The 14,985-nt window shown below is 63.3% G+C and carries 13 protein-coding genes and 1 tRNA gene; 4 read left to right on the top strand and 10 right to left on the bottom strand.

The annotated features are described in order from the left end of the window. Positions 1 to 21 precede the first annotated feature (21 nt). The 4 genes from VGO04_RS25895 to VGO04_RS25880 all read left to right on the top strand — a co-directional run bounded on the left by VGO04_RS25895 (position 22) and on the right by VGO04_RS25880 (position 3,614). A complete protein-coding gene (locus tag VGO04_RS25895; protein ID WP_327498827.1) occupies positions 22 to 1,242 on the top strand; it encodes a phosphopentomutase in 1,221 nt (406 codons plus the stop codon). Further along, the gene (locus VGO04_RS25890) at positions 1,239 to 2,207 is read left to right on the top strand and encodes an adenosine deaminase (RefSeq protein ID WP_327498826.1); all 969 of its coding nucleotides are present in this window, start codon (positions 1,239 to 1,241) and stop codon (positions 2,205 to 2,207) included. The genes VGO04_RS25895 and VGO04_RS25890 overlap by 4 nt, the downstream gene beginning before the upstream one ends. A 123-nt stretch (positions 2,208 to 2,330) precedes the next feature. Beyond that, entirely contained in the window at positions 2,331 to 2,960 is a 630-nt protein-coding gene (gene upp / locus VGO04_RS25885; RefSeq protein WP_327498825.1) for a uracil phosphoribosyltransferase, read from the top strand. 129 nt (positions 2,961 to 3,089) lie between these two features. Then, positions 3,090 to 3,614: a TIGR02281 family clan AA aspartic protease gene (locus VGO04_RS25880; RefSeq protein ID WP_327498824.1), complete on the top strand. Its 525-nt coding sequence runs from the start codon at positions 3,090 to 3,092 to the stop codon at positions 3,612 to 3,614. Here the strand turns inward: VGO04_RS25880 and deoA are convergent. The 10 genes from deoA to VGO04_RS25830 all read right to left on the bottom strand — a co-directional run bounded on the left by deoA (position 3,607) and on the right by VGO04_RS25830 (position 14,927). Next, positions 3,607 to 4,923 (bottom strand): thymidine phosphorylase, encoded by a 1,317-nt coding sequence (gene deoA / locus VGO04_RS25875; protein WP_327498823.1) that lies wholly within the window; start codon positions 4,921 to 4,923, stop codon positions 3,607 to 3,609. The genes VGO04_RS25880 and deoA overlap by 8 nt on opposite strands. Continuing rightward, a complete protein-coding gene (locus tag VGO04_RS25870; protein ID WP_327498822.1) occupies positions 4,920 to 5,729 on the bottom strand; it encodes a purine-nucleoside phosphorylase in 810 nt (269 codons plus the stop codon). The genes deoA and VGO04_RS25870 overlap by 4 nt, the downstream gene beginning before the upstream one ends. Further along, complete coding sequence (locus tag VGO04_RS25865; protein WP_327498821.1) at positions 5,726 to 6,118, bottom strand: cytidine deaminase; 393 nt, start codon at positions 6,116 to 6,118, stop codon at positions 5,726 to 5,728. Before VGO04_RS25865 ends, VGO04_RS25870 begins: the two co-directional genes overlap by 4 nt. A gap of 4 nt (positions 6,119 to 6,122) precedes the next feature. Next, positions 6,123 to 7,094: an ABC transporter permease gene (locus VGO04_RS25860; protein ID WP_327498820.1), complete on the bottom strand. Its 972-nt coding sequence runs from the start codon at positions 7,092 to 7,094 to the stop codon at positions 6,123 to 6,125. Positions 7,095 to 7,097: 3 nt separating this feature from the next. Then, positions 7,098 to 8,231, bottom strand: a complete 1,134-nt coding sequence (locus VGO04_RS25855; RefSeq protein ID WP_327498819.1) for an ABC transporter permease — start codon at positions 8,229 to 8,231, stop codon at positions 7,098 to 7,100. Then, entirely contained in the window at positions 8,228 to 9,763 is a 1,536-nt protein-coding gene (locus tag VGO04_RS25850; protein ID WP_327498818.1) for an ABC transporter ATP-binding protein, read from the bottom strand. The genes VGO04_RS25855 and VGO04_RS25850 overlap by 4 nt, the downstream gene beginning before the upstream one ends. 246 nt (positions 9,764 to 10,009) lie before the next feature. After that, the gene (locus VGO04_RS25845) at positions 10,010 to 12,307 is read right to left on the bottom strand and encodes a heavy metal translocating P-type ATPase (RefSeq protein WP_327498817.1); all 2,298 of its coding nucleotides are present in this window, start codon (positions 12,305 to 12,307) and stop codon (positions 10,010 to 10,012) included. Between the two features lie 93 nt (positions 12,308 to 12,400). Next, positions 12,401 to 13,822 (bottom strand): coniferyl aldehyde dehydrogenase, encoded by a 1,422-nt coding sequence (locus VGO04_RS25840; RefSeq protein WP_327498816.1) that lies wholly within the window; start codon positions 13,820 to 13,822, stop codon positions 12,401 to 12,403. Next, on the bottom strand, positions 13,806 to 14,519 hold the full coding sequence (locus tag VGO04_RS25835) for a lysoplasmalogenase (protein ID WP_327498815.1): 714 nt from the start codon (positions 14,517 to 14,519) through the stop codon (positions 13,806 to 13,808). Before VGO04_RS25835 ends, VGO04_RS25840 begins: the two co-directional genes overlap by 17 nt. A 331-nt stretch (positions 14,520 to 14,850) precedes the next feature. Further along, positions 14,851 to 14,927 (bottom strand) — tRNA-Met (locus tag VGO04_RS25830). Between the last annotated feature and the right edge of the window lie 58 nt (positions 14,928 to 14,985).

Here is a 14,985-nt window from a genome sequence, read left to right as displayed (position 1 = left end):
GCTGCCGCTACCAGGTGCATCATGGCGCGTGCATTCCTTTTCGTTCTCGATTCCTTCGGCATAGGCGGCGCGCCCGATGCCGAAGCCTTCGGTGATCTCGGCGCCAACACGCTTGGCCATCTCGCCGAGTTCTGTGCCGCCGGCGCCGGCGATCGCGCCGGCCTGCGCGACGGTCCGCTCAGCTTGCCGAACATGTCGGCACTGGGGCTCGTCCATGCAGCAAAGCTTGCGACCGGCACCACCCCAATCGGCATGCCGGTGCCCAACCGGGTCTATGGCGTCTACGGCGCGGCAAGCGAAGTCTCGCGCGGCAAGGACACGCCATCCGGTCACTGGGAGATTGCCGGAACCCCGGTCATGTTCGACTGGGGCTATTTCTCGGCGCAAGGCGATGCCTTCCCGCCAGAACTCGTCGAAGCCATCTGCCGCGAGGCAGAAATCCCCGGCATTCTCGGCAATTGCCACGCGTCGGGCACCGACATCATTGCGCGCCACGGTGAAGAGCACATGTGGAGCGGCAAGCCCATCTGCTACACCTCGTCCGATTCCGTCTTCCAGATCTCGGCGCACGAACAGACGTTCGGGCTCGAGCGGCTGCTCGGGCTTTGCCAGATCGTCCGTCGCCTGCTCGACGACTACAATATCGGCCGGGTGATTGCCCGCCCCTTTATCGGCACGAGCCCCCAGACCTTCACCCGCACCGGCAACCGCCGCGACTATTCCGTGTTGCCGCCGGAGCCGACGCTTCTCGATCGGTTGGTGGAAGCGGGACGCACGGTTCACGCCATCGGCAAGATCGGCGATATCTTCGCCCACCAGGGCGTTACGATGCTGACGAAGGCCGACGGCAACATGGCCCTCTTCGATGCCAGCCTTGCCGCGATCGACGAGGCCGAAGACGGCAGCCTCATCTTCACCAATTTCGTCGACTTCGACATGCTCTACGGCCACCGCCGCGACATCGCCGGCTATGCGGCGGCACTCGAGGCCTTCGATGCGCGCCTACCGGATCTCGATCGGCGCCTGCAGCCGACCGACATCGTCATCCTGACGGCCGACCACGGCTGCGATCCGACCTGGCGCGGTACCGACCACACCCGCGAGCGGGTGCCGGTGCTGATGTTCGGCCCATCGCTGCGCGCCCGTTCGATCGGCATCGCCAACACCTTTGCGCATATCGGCGAAACAGTCGCCAAGCACCTCGGCATCGCGCCGGGCCATCATGGGAGAAGCCTGATTTGACCGCACATCTGAAGAAGGCGGAACTGCATTGCCATATCGAAGGTGCGACGCCACCGGAGTTGGCGCTCGCCCAGGCCGAAAAATATGGCATCGATACCAGCCAGATCATCCGCGACAAGGCCTATGTCTGGGAAGACTTCACCAGTTTCGTGAAGTGCTATGACGCCATCGCCTCGCTGTTTCGCACCGAGGAAGACTACGCGCTGCTGGCGGAAGCCTACCTGACGGAACTGGCCGAAGTCGGCACGATCTATAGCGAGATCATCGTTTCGCCCGACCACGGAAACACGATCGGGCTGGGCGCCCATGCCTATCTCGAGGGTCTTGCTGCCGGCATGGAAGCGGCCAGGAAGAAGACCGGGATCGAATCGCGCATGCTCATCACCGGCATCCGCCATCTCGGCCCGGAGTCGGTGATCAAGACCGCCGAGTTCGCAGCCAAGCGCGAGCACAAACTCGTGACCGGCTTCAATCTGGCCGGCGAAGAGCGCATGCACCGGGTTGCCGATTTTGCCCGCGCCTTCGACATCGTGCGCGATGCCGGCCTGGGGCTGACGATCCATGCGGGCGAACTCTCCGGTGCCTTCAGCGTGCGCGATGCGCTCGACCATGTGCGGCCGTCTCGCATCAGCCATGGCGTCAGGGCCATCGAGGACGCAGACCTCGTTCAGCGTCTTGCCGACGCGGGCGTCGTGCTCGAAGTCTGCCCCGGATCCAACATCTCGCTGCAAGTCTTCCCGGACTTCGCGTCGCATCCGCTGAGGGCGCTGCATGAGGCTGGCGTCAAGGTCACGCTCAATTCCGACGACCCGCCATTCTTCCACACGTCGCTGGCGCAGGAATACGATATCGCGTCATCGGTGATGGGCTTCACCGATGCAGAGATCAACGGCATGACGCGCACCGCGATCGAAGCGGCCTTCGTCGACGATGCGACACGCCAGACGTTGCTGGCGCGGATTTAAAGCGATCGGCGCCGGCTCTACCGGTCCTTTTGGGGATGACGGGTTCGAGCCGGCCAACGCCCTTGCGGCGACAGCGCATTCCATGGAAAAAGGACGGATACAAAAAATCCGGAAAGGTGAGCCATGAACGGCGTTACAGTGATCGATCATCCGCTTGTGCAGCACAAGCTGACCATCATGCGCAAGAAGGAGACCTCGACCGCGGGTTTCCGCAGGCTTCTGCGCGAGATTTCGACGCTGCTCTGCTACGAGGTCACGCGCGATCTCGAGCTCACGATGGAGCGCATCGAGACGCCGCTGCAGGAAATCGACTCGCCGATCCTCGAGGGCAAGAAGCTGGTCTTCGCGTCGATTCTCCGCGCCGGCAACGGGCTGCTTGAAGGCATGCTCGAACTGGTCCCTTCGGCCCGCGTTTCCCACATCGGCGTCTACCGCGACCACGAGACGCTGGAAGCGGTGGAATACTACTTCAAGGCGCCCGAAAGCCTGTCCGAGCGCCTCATCATCGTCGTCGACCCGATGCTCGCCACCGGCAACTCGTCGATCGCGGCGATCGACAAGCTGAAGGAGCGCGGCGCCAAGAACATTCGCTTCCTCTGCCTGTTGGCGGCACCCGAAGGCATCCGCAACTTCCAGAGCGTACATCCGGATGTGCCGATCTTCACCGCATCGATCGACAGCCACCTGAACGAACTCGGCTACATCATGCCGGGTCTCGGCGATGCCGGCGACCGCATGTACGGAACCAAATGATTTTCTGATCCTTAACCAGGATCGCAAGTCGATGAGAAAGCCGCCGTCGCCCGGCGGCTTTTTTATGCGGTCTTAGGTATCGCCTGTTCTACTCAGGCGAGCATCCGCTGCCATCGAAAGGTGATGTCCATGCTCGTCCGTCTTATCTCATTGGCCGGTGTCGCCGCGCTCGCTGCCCTGGTGGTGCCGAACCTTGCGACCAGCTTTCTGACCCAGGCGGACAACAAGGCCCCCGCGCCGGACGCTGTGTCCCGGCCGGCAGCCACGGCAAAATACGCGACAGGGCGGAGCGTCGTGCTCGACGCGGATGGCAGGGGGCACTTCTTCGGAACCTTCCGTATCAACGGCCGCACCGAACGCGGCCTGGTCGATACAGGCGCCAGCGCGATCGCGATCAACCTTTCGACCGCGCGCCGGCTCGGCATATCACCGAGCGGGCTTTCTTTCACCGCACGGGTCAGCACCGCCAATGGCGAGGTCGAGGCCGCCCCGACCACACTCAACCGGATCGAGATCGGCGGCATATCCGTGCGGGACGTACGGGCGTTGGTGCTGCCGGACAAGGCACTCTCCGGCACGCTGATCGGCATGACGTTCCTCAACCGACTGTCGTCGTTTCGGGTCGAGGACGGCGCCCTGCACCTCGTCAGGTGATCTTCGAAAGGATCGGCGAACGCGTCTCCGGTTCGACGTCGTCGATTGTGTAGAGTTCGAGGAGACGACGGCGCGCAACCTCGGCCGTATCCCGGTCGGCTGCATGAACGAAGGCCAGGAGTTCACCCTTGTTGATGGGCGTTCCGAGTGGCTTCAACGCGTCGAAACCGACGCGATGATCGATCCTGTCGTCCGGATGCGACCGTCCGCCACCGAGCGCAATAACGGCGACGCCGAGTTCGCGGGTCTCGCAGGCCACGAGATAACCCGACCGCGGCGCTTCGACCGGCAGAATGACCGGCGCGCGGCCGAGGTAGGACACGGAGCGCTCGACGAAATCCGCCGGGCCGCCAAGGGCATGCACCATGCGTCCAAACCGTTCGAGCGCCGCGCCGCTGCCAAGCGCTTCACGCGCCAGCGCTTCGCCCTGTTCCGCATCGCTGGCGACGCCACCGGCCACCAGCATTTCCGCGGCAAAGGCGAGGACAACCGTTTCAAGCCGGGTCCCATGCTTCTCGCCGCGCAGGAAGGCGAGGCAATTGTCGATCTCCAGTGCATTGCCGGCCGCATCGGCCAGCGGTTCGTTCATATCGGTCAAAAGCGCCGATGTGCGAACGCCGGCGCCATTGGCCACATCGACGAGCGAACGCGCCAAGACCTCTGCCTCCTTCGCATCGCTCATGAAGGAACCATTGCCAAGCTTGACGTCGAGCACCAGCGACTGAAGGCCGGCGGCAAGCTTCTTCGAGAGGATCGACGCCGTGATCAGCGGCACGGAATCAACCGTCGCCGTCACGTCACGGATGGCATAGAGACGTTTGTCGGCGGGCGCGAGATTGGCCGTCTGGCCGATGATCGCGCAGCCGATCTCGTCGACCGTCTTGCGGAACAGTTCGGCCGAGGGCTGGATATTGTAGCCGGGTATCGATTCAAGCTTGTCGAGCGTACCGCCTGTATGTCCAAGGCCCCTGCCTGAGATCATCGGCACGGCCAGACCGCAGGCGGCAGCGATCGGCGCCAGCATCAGCGAGACGTTATCGCCGACGCCGCCGGTCGAATGCTTGTCGGCGATGGGGCGACCGATCGTGCTCCAATCGAGTGTTTCGCCGCTGTCGCGCATCGCCAAGGTCAGCGCCACCGTCTCGTCGCGGTTCATGCCGGAGAACCAGGTGGCCATGGCAAAGGCAGCGACCTGTCCCTCCGAGATCGAGCCATCGGAAAGACCGCGAACGAAGCCAGCGATCTCGGCTGGATCGAGCCGCTCGCCATTGCGCTTGCGGCGGATGGTTTCCTGCGGGAGCCTGGTCACTGGCGATGCACCGTGTCGGCAGCGATCATATCTTCCAGGATCGCCGCGAGCCGCTTGCCGCCGACTGGCGCCATGTCCTTGGTCTCGTGGTGGCTAAGCTCGCCACCCGTCATGCCGGCGCCGAAATTGGTAATGACCGAAGCGGCAACGACGCGCAGACCGAAGAAGCGGCCGAGGATGACCTCAGGCACGGTGGACATGCCGACGGCATCGGCACCAAGGATGCGCGCCATGCGGATTTCGGCCGGCGTCTCGAAGCTCGGGCCCGAGAACCACATGTAGACGCCGTCCAGAAGCGAGACGCCGAGACGCGCGGCGCTCTCCTGCATCTTCCCGGCAAGCTCTGCGTCATAGGCATTGGTCATGCCGACGAAACGGTCGTCGCTTTCGACGCCGATCAGCGGGTTGAAGCCGGAATAATTGATATGATCGGAAATCCGCATCACCGACCCCGGCGGCAGATCCTCGCGCAGGGACCCGGCGGAATTCGTCAGCACCAGGCATTCGACGCCGAGGTCCTTCAACGTTTCCAGAGGCAGGCGCATCGAATTGGCGTCACCCTGCTCGTAGTAGTGGACCCGCCCGGAGAGCATGACGACCGGTACGCCGCCGAGCGTTCCGGCGACCAGTTCGCCCGCGTGGCCGGAGACGCTGCTGACAGGAAAACCCGGTATGTCGGCATAGGAAAGCCGCACGGTTTCATCGAGGGCTTCGACCAGCGAACCGAGACCGGAACCGAGGACTATGCCGTAGCGCGGAGAAAGGTCTCCGAGCCTGGCTTTCAAGAATGTGGCAGCCGCAGTCACCCGAGGATCTCGGTCTCGAAGCTGTGCGGCAAGAGGTCCGACAGCGCCAAGGTCTTCTTCACGCCGGTCTCGTCGCAGAGGAAGATGCGCGTGCTGGCGCCGGAAAACTCGGCCAGCCGTTGGCGGCAGCCGCCGCAGGGCGGGCAGAGCGCCAGCTTCTCGGCGATGACGGCCACTTCCTTGATCTTGCGTTGCCCAGCCATGACCATGTGGCTGATGGCCGTGGTTTCGGCACACCAGCCCTCGGGGAACGACAGGTTCTCGATGTTGGCACCGGTGTAGATCTTGCCGTCCTCGGCGCGGATCGCCGCGCCGACCGGAAACTTCGAATAGGGCGCATGTGCCTTGGCCATGGCGTCGCGTGCGGCTTCGAACAGTTCTTCTTCCATGGTTCTAGCGCTCCTTGACATAGGGGACGCCGCCGGCCTTCGGCGGGATGGCCTTGCCGATGAAACCGGCAAGCAGGATCACGGTGAGGATATAGGGCAGCGCCTGCATCAGCTGCACCGGAACCTGGCCGATCAGCGGCAACGGGTTGCCCTGGAGACGAATGGCCAGTGCATCGAGGAAGCCGAAAAGCAGGCAGGCGAGCATGATGTTGAACGGCCGCCACTTGGCAAAGATCAGTGCCGCAAGCGCGATATAGCCCTTGCCGGCGGTCATGCCCTTGACGAAGCCGGCGGTCATCGCCAGCGACAGGTAGGCACCGGCAAAGCCGCACAGGATGCCGCAGCAGATGACGGCGCGGTAGCGCATCCAGATCACAGAAATGCCGGCGGTATCGACAGCGCCGGGGTTTTCGCCGACCGCACGCAGCCGCAGGCCGAAACGCGTGCGGTAAAGGATCCACCAGCTGATCGGGACCATCGCAAAGGCGACGTAAGTCAGAAGGAAATGCCCTGAAAGCAGGTCCGAATAGATCGGTCCGAGGATCGGTATCTCGCGGATGCTGTCGGCATAGGGGAAGGTGTAGGTCTGGAAACGCGCGCCTTCGGCAAGTGCCGGCGTGCGACCGCCCTGACGGAACCAGGCCTCACCGAGAATGACGGTCGAACCGGCAACAATGAAGTTGATCGCAACACCGGAGACGATCTGGTTGCCGCGCTGGGTGATCGAGGCATAACCATGCACCAGCGACAGCGCGACCGAGATCAGGATGGCAGCAAGCAGACCCATCCAGACAGACTGGGTGACGGCAGCAACGGCGCCTGCGGCAAAGGCCGCGCCGAGCATCTTGCCCTCAAGACCGATATCGAAGATGCCGGCACGCTCCGTGAAAAGTCCGGCAAGGGCCGCGAAAATCAGCGGTACGGAAACGCGGATGGTGGACTCAAGGAGCACCACCAGGACGTGGAAGAAATCCATGGCTCAAGCTCCCTTGGTCTGAGCAACAACGGCCGCGCGCCGGCCAGCAGAAGCAAACAGCCGTGCGATTGCCGGTCGGAACATGTTTTCAAGCGCGCCGGCAAAGAGAATGACCAGGCCCTGGATGATGACGATCATGTCACGGGAGATCGACGGCATTTCGAAGGAGATCTCAGCGCCGCCCTGATAGAGCATGCCGAAGAGGACCGCGGCCGGTATGATGCCGGCGGGATGAGACCGTCCCATCAGCGCCACGGCGATGCCGACGAAGCCCGCCCCTTGGACGAAATCGAGCTGCATGCGGCCCTGCTCGCCCATGATCGGGTTCAGCGCCATCATGCCCGCAAGCGCACCGGAGATCATCATGGTGATCACGGTGATGCGGCTCTCGCTCATCCCGGCATAACGCGCCGCCGAGGGGCTATGGCCCATGGTGCGCATCTCGTAGCCGAGCTTGGTGCGCCAGATCAAAAGCCAGACGCAGAAGGCCGCAACCAGCGCCAAAAGGAACGAGACGTTGAACGGCGCCGTGCCGATATCGAGCCCGAAGATCGCCAGCAACCAGTCGAGTTTCGGCAATTGCCCGCCCTCGGCAAAGGTCCGGGTCTGCGGCGACATCGAGCCGAGCGGCTTCAACACGCGCGTCAGGAGATAGACCATCAGGCTCGAGGCGATGAAGTTGAACATGATCGTCGTGATGACGATATGGCTGCCACGCTTGGCCTGCAGCCAGCCGGGCAGAAAGGCCCAGGCGGCTCCAAAGAACGCAGATCCAAGGATCGCCAGCGGGAAGACGATGAACCAGGGCATCGTCTGATCAAGCCAGAGGCAGGCGAGCGCCACGCCGATGCCGCCTACATAAGCCTGGCCCTCACCGCCGATGTTGAAGAGGCCGGCGTGGAAGGCAACCGCAACGGCAAGGCCGGTGAAGATGAAGGTGGTGGCGTAGTAAAGCGTGAAGCCGAGATACTCGCCGCGGCCGAAGGCACCGTTGATCAGGTGATAGGCTGCTTCCAGCGGATTTTCACCGACGAGCAGCACGACGAGGCCGGCAACGAGGAAGGCGACGGCAAGATTGACCAGCGGGACGAGGCCATACTCGACCCAGCCCGGGAGCTTTGCGTAAGGGTTGCTCATTCTGCGGCCTCCTTGCGGCCTTCGACACCGGCCATCAACAGGCCGAGTTCGCCTTCGGTGGCATCCGGATTGCGTTCACCAACGACACGGCCGGCGAACATGACCAGGATACGGTCCGAAAGTGCGCGGATTTCATCGAGTTCGACGGAGACAAGCAGGACAGCCATGCCCTGGTCGCGCATTTCGATGATCCGTTTATGGATGAATTCAATGGCGCCAACGTCGACACCGCGGGTCGGCTGGCCGATGATCAGGACATCGGGACCGCGCTCCATTTCGCGCGCCAGCACGATCTTCTGTTGGTTGCCGCCCGAAAAATTGGCGGTTTTCAGCCGTGGGTTCGGCGGGCGGATGTCGTATTCGGCAATACGCTGCTCGGCGTCCTTGCGGATCGCATCGATGTTGAGGAAGACACCATTCAAATAGCGCTTGTCGTGATGGTAACCGAGGATCGCGTTTTCGCATTCCTCGAACTTCAACACGAGGCCGACATGGTGGCGGTCTTCCGGAACGTGGGCAAGGCCGCGGTCACGCAGGTCGCGGGGATCGGCGCGCCCACTCACATCAATCGGCTTGCCGTTCAGCCACACGGAACCGGAAACGGCGCGGCGGATGCCGGAAATCGCCTCCAGCAGTTCCGACTGTCCGTTGCCGGCGACCCCGGCGATGCCGACGATTTCGCCGGCTCTGAGGTTGAAGGAAACATTGTCGACCATGGTGACGCCACGGCCGTCCTTGACCGTCAGCCCTTCGACCGCGAGCTTGACGTCGCCGGGTTTGGCCTCGCCCTTTTCGACGCGCAAAAGCACGCGGCGCCCGACCATGAGTTCGGCGAGCTCTTCAACCGAGGTTTCGGCCGTCGTGCGCGTCGCCACCATCTCGCCGCGGCGCATGACCGACACCTCGTCGGTGATGGCCATGATCTCGCGCAGCTTGTGGGTGATGAGGATAACGGTCTTACCCTGGCTCTTCAGCTGCTCAAGAACGCGGAAGAGATGATCGGCTTCGGCCGGCGTCAGCACACCGGTCGGCTCGTCAAGGATCAGGATATCGGCGCGACGATATAGCGCCTTCAGGATCTCGACACGCTGCTGCAGACCAACCGGCAATTCTTCGATAACAGCGTCCGGATCGACTTCAAGCGCATATTCGCGCTCCAGCCGCTTCAGCTCGACGCGCGCCTTGGCGATGCCCTTGTTGAGAATCTGGCTGTCCTCGGCGCCGAGCATGATGTTTTCGAGAACCGTGAAGTTCTCGACCAGCATGAAATGCTGGTGGACCATGCCGATGCCGGCGGCGATTGCCGCATTCGGATCGCGGATCACAACCGGCTTGCCGCCGACGACGATCTCTCCGCTATCGGCCTGGTAGAAGCCATAGAGGATCGACATGAGGGTCGATTTTCCCGCACCGTTTTCGCCAATGATGCCGTGGATCGTCCCTTTGCGGACCTTTAGATTAATGTTCTTGTTGGCGTGGACCGGACCGAAGCTTTTGTCGATCCCACGCAGTTCGATGGCAATATTGTCCATATTGGCCTTGCGATCCCCAAACTGGCCCGCTTCGGCATTCTTCCCAGAAACCGTGCCGGCGATTTTTTTACCATTTGGTATAAGTTTATCATCGATTTCTCGGGGCGGAAGCCCTCAACCGAGATCTCCTTATACTCTCACCGGATCGCTGATGAGAGTCCAGCGTGAATATACACAGGCACTTGGCCAACAAAAGGCCGGCGACAACGGGTGCCGCCGGCCCATATTTGTAACGGGTCGATCGCTTCAAGCGGCCTGCACCGGACGAAGCAGTCTGAGGGCGTTCATGGTCACAAGCACGGTGGCGCCGGTGTCGGCCAGGATGGCGGGCCAAAGTCCGGTGACGCCTATAATTGTGGTCACGAGGAACACCGCCTTCAGGCCAAGCGCGATGGTGATGTTCTGGACGATGTTGCGCATGGTCGCCCGCGAAAGCCGGATCATCGCCGCCACGTCGCCGACGCGGCCATGCAGGACAGCCGCATCCGCCGTTTCGAGCGCCACGTCGGTACCACCGCCCATGGCAATGCCGATATCGGCGGCGGCAAGCGCCGGCGCGTCGTTTATACCGTCACCGATCTTGGCGACGTTGTAGCCTTCGGCCTTCAGCTCGCGGACGATGCGCTGCTTGTCCTCAGGCAACAGTTCGGCGCGGACTTCCATGCCGAACTGGCGGCCGATCGCTTCCGCCGTGCGGCGGTTGTCGCCGGTCAGCATGACGACGCGAAGGCCGGCGTCCGTCAGTGCCTTGACGCCGGCGGCCGCGTCCGGGCGCGGCTCGTCGCGCATGGCGATGGCGCCGGCGATATTTCCACCGGCGACCAGCACCGAAACCGTCTTTCCCTCGTCGTTGAGGGCTGACACACGCGCCTTTTCATCCGCAGCCATCGGTGCTCGCTCGGCGGCGGCCTTCGGAGAGCCGAAGAACAAGGCCACGCCGTCAACGGCACCTTCGAGCCCCTTGCCGCCGACCGCGTTGACGGTCGCGATACCGGGAATGACGAGCCCTTCGGCTGCGCTGCGCTCCAGGACCGCGCGAGCGAGCGGATGGCTGGAGCCCTGCTCGAGTGCCGCGGCCAAGCGCAAGACTTCCCCCTCCGACCGGCCGAAACCGATAATGTCGGTGACCTTGGGCTTGCCTTCGGTCAGAGTCCCAGTCTTGTCGAATGCGGCGGCCGTGACCTTGCCGACATTCTCCAGCACGGCGCCACCCTTCATGAGCAGCCCGCGGCGCGCGCCGGCCGAGAGACTGGCCGCGATCGCAGCCGGCGTCGATATCACCAGGGCGCAGGGGCAGCCGATCAAGAGGATCGCGAGGCCCTTGTAGATCCATTCGTCCCAGACACCGCCCCACAGGAGCGGCGGCAGCACGGCGACGAGCGCCGCAACCACGACGACACCCGGCGTGTAGTAACGCGAGAAGCGGTCGATGAAGCGCTCTGTGGGCGCCTTGCTTTCCTGCGCCTCCTCCACCAACCGGACGATGCGGGCGATCGTGTTGTCGGCCGCTGCCGCCGTCACCCGCACGCGAAGCGCGCCCGAGCCGTTGACAGTGCCTGCAACGACGGTGTCGTCGACCTCCTTGCGCACCGGCGTGCTTTCGCCGGTCACCGGCGCCTCGTCGACGGCGCTCTCGCCGGAAAGCACGACGCCGTCGGCCGGAATGCGGTCGCCGGGGCGCACGAGGATGGTGGCACCGACGCTGAGTGTTTCAGCGGGAACTTCATCCAGTCGGCCCGCCCGCTCGACGAAGGCCGTCTTCGGAACAAGCGCCGTCAGCGATTGGATGCTGGCGCGCGCCTTGCCGGCCGCCACCCCTTCCAAGAGCTCGCCGATGAGGAAGAGAAGCACAACCATGGCCGCTTCTTCGGTCGCGCCGATGAAGACCGCGCCGATCGCTGCGATGGTCATCAGCATCTCGATCGAGAACGGGGTGCCCATGGTTGCGGCGGCAAAGGCGCGGCGCGCGATCGGCAGCAGGCCGACCAGCATCGCGACGGTGAAGATCCAGGGCTCCGTGGGCGGCACGAGCTTGCCGATCGCATAGGCTGATATCAGCGCCAAGGCGCTCGCAATCGTCAGCTTTCCCTTGCCCGATTTCCACCAGCGGCCATTGCTCGGACCATGGTCGTGACCATGAAGCCCGACAGCCGCAGCCGCGTTTTGACCGCTCGTGCCAGCGCGGCCCTCATGGCGGTGATCGTCGTGGTCGTGGTGATGACCATGATCATGGCCATGGTCATGGTCGTGATCGTGATCGCCGTGGTCGTGTCCGGAACACACATGTGCCGGCGCCTGCTTTTCGTGCCCTTGACCGGAAGCGATCGGGTGCAGGCGATAGCCGAGCTTCCCGACCTTGCTGACGATTGAGGTCGAAAGATCGTTTTCGTCGGTAAATTTGACCGACATCGTACCCGCCGACACGGAGACCGAAACGTCCTCGACGCCCGAAAGCCTACGCACCGCCGTGTCGATCTTGGACGCGCAGGATGCGCAATCCATGCCTTCGACGCGATAACGGGCTTCCCGAATAGTGCTCGCCATAACCTGCTCCTTGCGAATTTTGAAGCAGGCTACGACCTCTAGTCACTAGAGCTGCAAGACGAAAATTGCGGCTTGCTGTGCATTTTTCGCAGTTCATCTCGACAGGAAGCGGATCACCCAGTCGGCAATGCCCCGATAGGGCGGTTTCACCAGATCGCTCGGCGCCGGATCGTATTTCCTAAGCACCGGCATCGCCTTGGAAAAGGTGAGGAAGCCATCCCGGCCATGATAGTGGCCCATGCCGCTGGCGCCGACGCCGCCGAAGGGCAGGTCGTTGCAGCCGAACTGGTAAAGCGTGTCGTTGACACAGACGCCGCCCGCGACAACGCGGGAGAGGATGGCCTCGATTTCCTCGTCGCTGCGGCTGAAACAATAGAGCGCCAGCGGCCGGTCCCGGCCAAGCATGTAGCCAATCGCCTGATCGATGGATGTGTAGCTGACGACCGGCAGGATCGGCCCGAAGATCTCCTCGGCCATGACAGCGCTGTCCCGCCCCGGATCGATGACGAGCGTCGGCATTAGCAGTCGTGAGCGCGACTGGGCGGGACCCCGCGGCCCGTCGAGAAGCGGGACCACCGGGTGGCCACGCGCTTCTGCGTCGGCCAGCAGCCGCTCAAGGCGTTCCTTCTGGGCGGCATTGATGATCGACGTATAGTCGTCAAGTCCCCGCTTCGCCGGATAGCGCGCACCCACCTCTCGCTTGATGGCGTCGATGAAGGCCGCGCGCCTGCTCTCATGGACCAGGACATAGTCGGGCGCGATGCAGGTCTGGCCGGCGTTGAAGAGCTTGCCGGTTGCGATCCGCGTGACGGCCCGGTCGAGATCGGCTGTTTCCGTGACGATCGCCGGCGACTTGCCGCCGAGCTCCAACGTCACCGGCGTCAGATTCTGAGCGGCGGCCGCCATGACCTTGCGACCAACGGCCGTCGAACCAGTGAAGAACAGATGATCGAACGGCAGAGCCGAGAATGCGGCGGAAAGCGCGGCGTCTCCGAGGGCAACCGCCACCCGCGTCTCGTCAAAGACCTCAGCAAGCAACGACTGGAGGAATTGTGCCGTGCGCGGCGTATGCTCCGAAGGCTTCAGGAACACATGGTTGCCGGCGGCAATCGCCGCCACCAGCGGTGCAAGTGCGAGGTTGACCGGATAGTTCCACGGCGAAATGATCCCGACGAGGCCGAGCGGCGCAAAGCGTACTTCGGCCTTGGCAGGCCACAGCTTCCAGCCGGCCTGCCGGCGCTCCGGTCGCACCCATCGCTTGAGCTTCGCCAACGTGTGGTCGATCTCCGAAAGCACGACGCCGGCTTCGCCCAGCAGCGTCTCGTGCCGTGCGCGATGGCCGAAATCCTGATCGATCGCCTCGCACATCTCTTGTCTGCGGGCGCGCAGCCGTTCCTTGAGCCGGCTCAGGTCGTCACGTCGTTGTCCGACGGTTGGACGCTGTTCCAGCCATGCGCCCCGCAGCCGATCGAAGGTCGCGCGAAGCTGATCGAATGAATCATCGTTTGTTGTCATAGGCTTCCGTCGATCGGGCAAAGAAGTATTGGGCGGCATAATAGGTACCGAGCACCCAGAGCGCGTTGTAGGGGATCTGCCAGCGGAAGCGGCCATAGGCAAGCAGCGTGTCGCTGATCATGAACAGCAGACCGCCACAGGCGGCAAACCGCGCCGTCGCCTGTGCCGGCATGCCCGAGAACTGCCTCAGGCGAGAAATGGCCTGGGCGGCCATCGCGCCGAGCGCCAATGCGTAGATGATGACGGGGATGCGCATCTCTGGCGGCAGCGACGTCCAGAGGCCGGCGACGACGGCAAAGGCGACTAGGCTAAAAGTACCGAACAGACCGGGATGCGCTGCGAGCTTGGCATCTCGGGTGAGCGCGAAGATGTAGGCGCAATGGGTCAGCAGAAAGCAGATCAGCCCGGCAAGGAAGTAATCGCCGGGCAGCATCAGAAACGTGTCGCCGGCCGCGGCAAAAAGCAGGCCGACAGCAACCGGCGCAGCGTAGGTCCGCGACGAGGCCGGGCTGTTGCGCAGGACCGCAACGAGAAGCAACAGGGTCGCCGTCGGCTTCGTCAGATAATGCAGCCCGCGCCACAGGGCGTCATCCGGGGTGGCAAGCAGACTGCCGAGAATCGCCAGTCCGGCACAGGCGAGAAAGAGCGCATAGACCAGGCGGTTTCGCTCGATACCCAAAGTCCCCTGATAGGCCATGCTCGCGAATCTCCCGCCATTTTCGGAGCCTGAAGCGGCTCCCTTGATTATGGCGATAGTTTCTATTTTCGAGAGCTTGTCCAGTTGCATCGCGCGAAGCGAGTGCCTGCGGGCCGATCGGCCGGACGCGCTTGCTGTTGAGCACGCTTCCCGGGCGCTTTCCTGGCCACCGGCAATGCCGGGTTTCATCGGTCAAATGCAACTAACGCCGGGCGCTCGGCGAATGTCTGACATTTGCGTCGCGGCTTTTCTGCGCCCGCCCATGCGTATTGTTCTGCCCCAAACGCCAAAAGCCCCCTTGCATTTCTGCTTGGGGGCTTTTGGGTAGATTTGGTTGCGGGGGCAGGATTTGAACCTGCGGCCTTCAGGTTATGAGCCTGACGAGCTACCGGGCTGCTCCACCCCGCGCCATCGCGGTCAACCGCTTTGCGGTTTATCCGCTTATCCGGGTTTTGCCGAAGGCAAG

The sequence above is a fragment of the Ensifer sp. genome (assembly GCF_035999185.1).
Classification (GTDB): domain Bacteria; phylum Pseudomonadota; class Alphaproteobacteria; order Rhizobiales; family Rhizobiaceae; genus Ensifer.
This window is presented reverse-complemented; position numbering and strand designations above follow the sequence as displayed.

Bases quoted from the DNA above. Each gene is read 5' to 3' on its own strand.
- VGO04_RS25855 (WP_327498819.1), bottom strand. From the start codon at position 8,231: ATGAGCAACCCTTACGCAAAGCTCCCGGGCTGGGTCGAGTATGGCCTC.
- VGO04_RS25860 (WP_327498820.1), bottom strand. From the start codon at position 7,094: ATGGATTTCTTCCACGTCCTGGTGGTGCTCCTTGAGTCCACCATCCGC.
- VGO04_RS25880 (WP_327498824.1), top strand. From the start codon at position 3,090: ATGCTCGTCCGTCTTATCTCATTGGCCGGTGTCGCCGCGCTCGCTGCC.
- upp (WP_327498825.1), top strand. From the start codon at position 2,331: ATGAACGGCGTTACAGTGATCGATCATCCGCTTGTGCAGCACAAGCTG.
- VGO04_RS25840 (WP_327498816.1), bottom strand. From the start codon at position 13,822: ATGACAACAAACGATGATTCATTCGATCAGCTTCGCGCGACCTTCGAT.
- VGO04_RS25835 (WP_327498815.1), bottom strand. From the start codon at position 14,519: ATGGCCTATCAGGGGACTTTGGGTATCGAGCGAAACCGCCTGGTCTAT.
- VGO04_RS25865 (WP_327498821.1), bottom strand. From the start codon at position 6,118: ATGGAAGAAGAACTGTTCGAAGCCGCACGCGACGCCATGGCCAAGGCA.
- VGO04_RS25850 (WP_327498818.1), bottom strand. From the start codon at position 9,763: ATGGACAATATTGCCATCGAACTGCGTGGGATCGACAAAAGCTTCGGT.
- VGO04_RS25895 (WP_327498827.1), top strand. From the start codon at position 22: ATGGCGCGTGCATTCCTTTTCGTTCTCGATTCCTTCGGCATAGGCGGC.
- VGO04_RS25845 (WP_327498817.1), bottom strand. From the start codon at position 12,307: ATGGCGAGCACTATTCGGGAAGCCCGTTATCGCGTCGAAGGCATGGAT.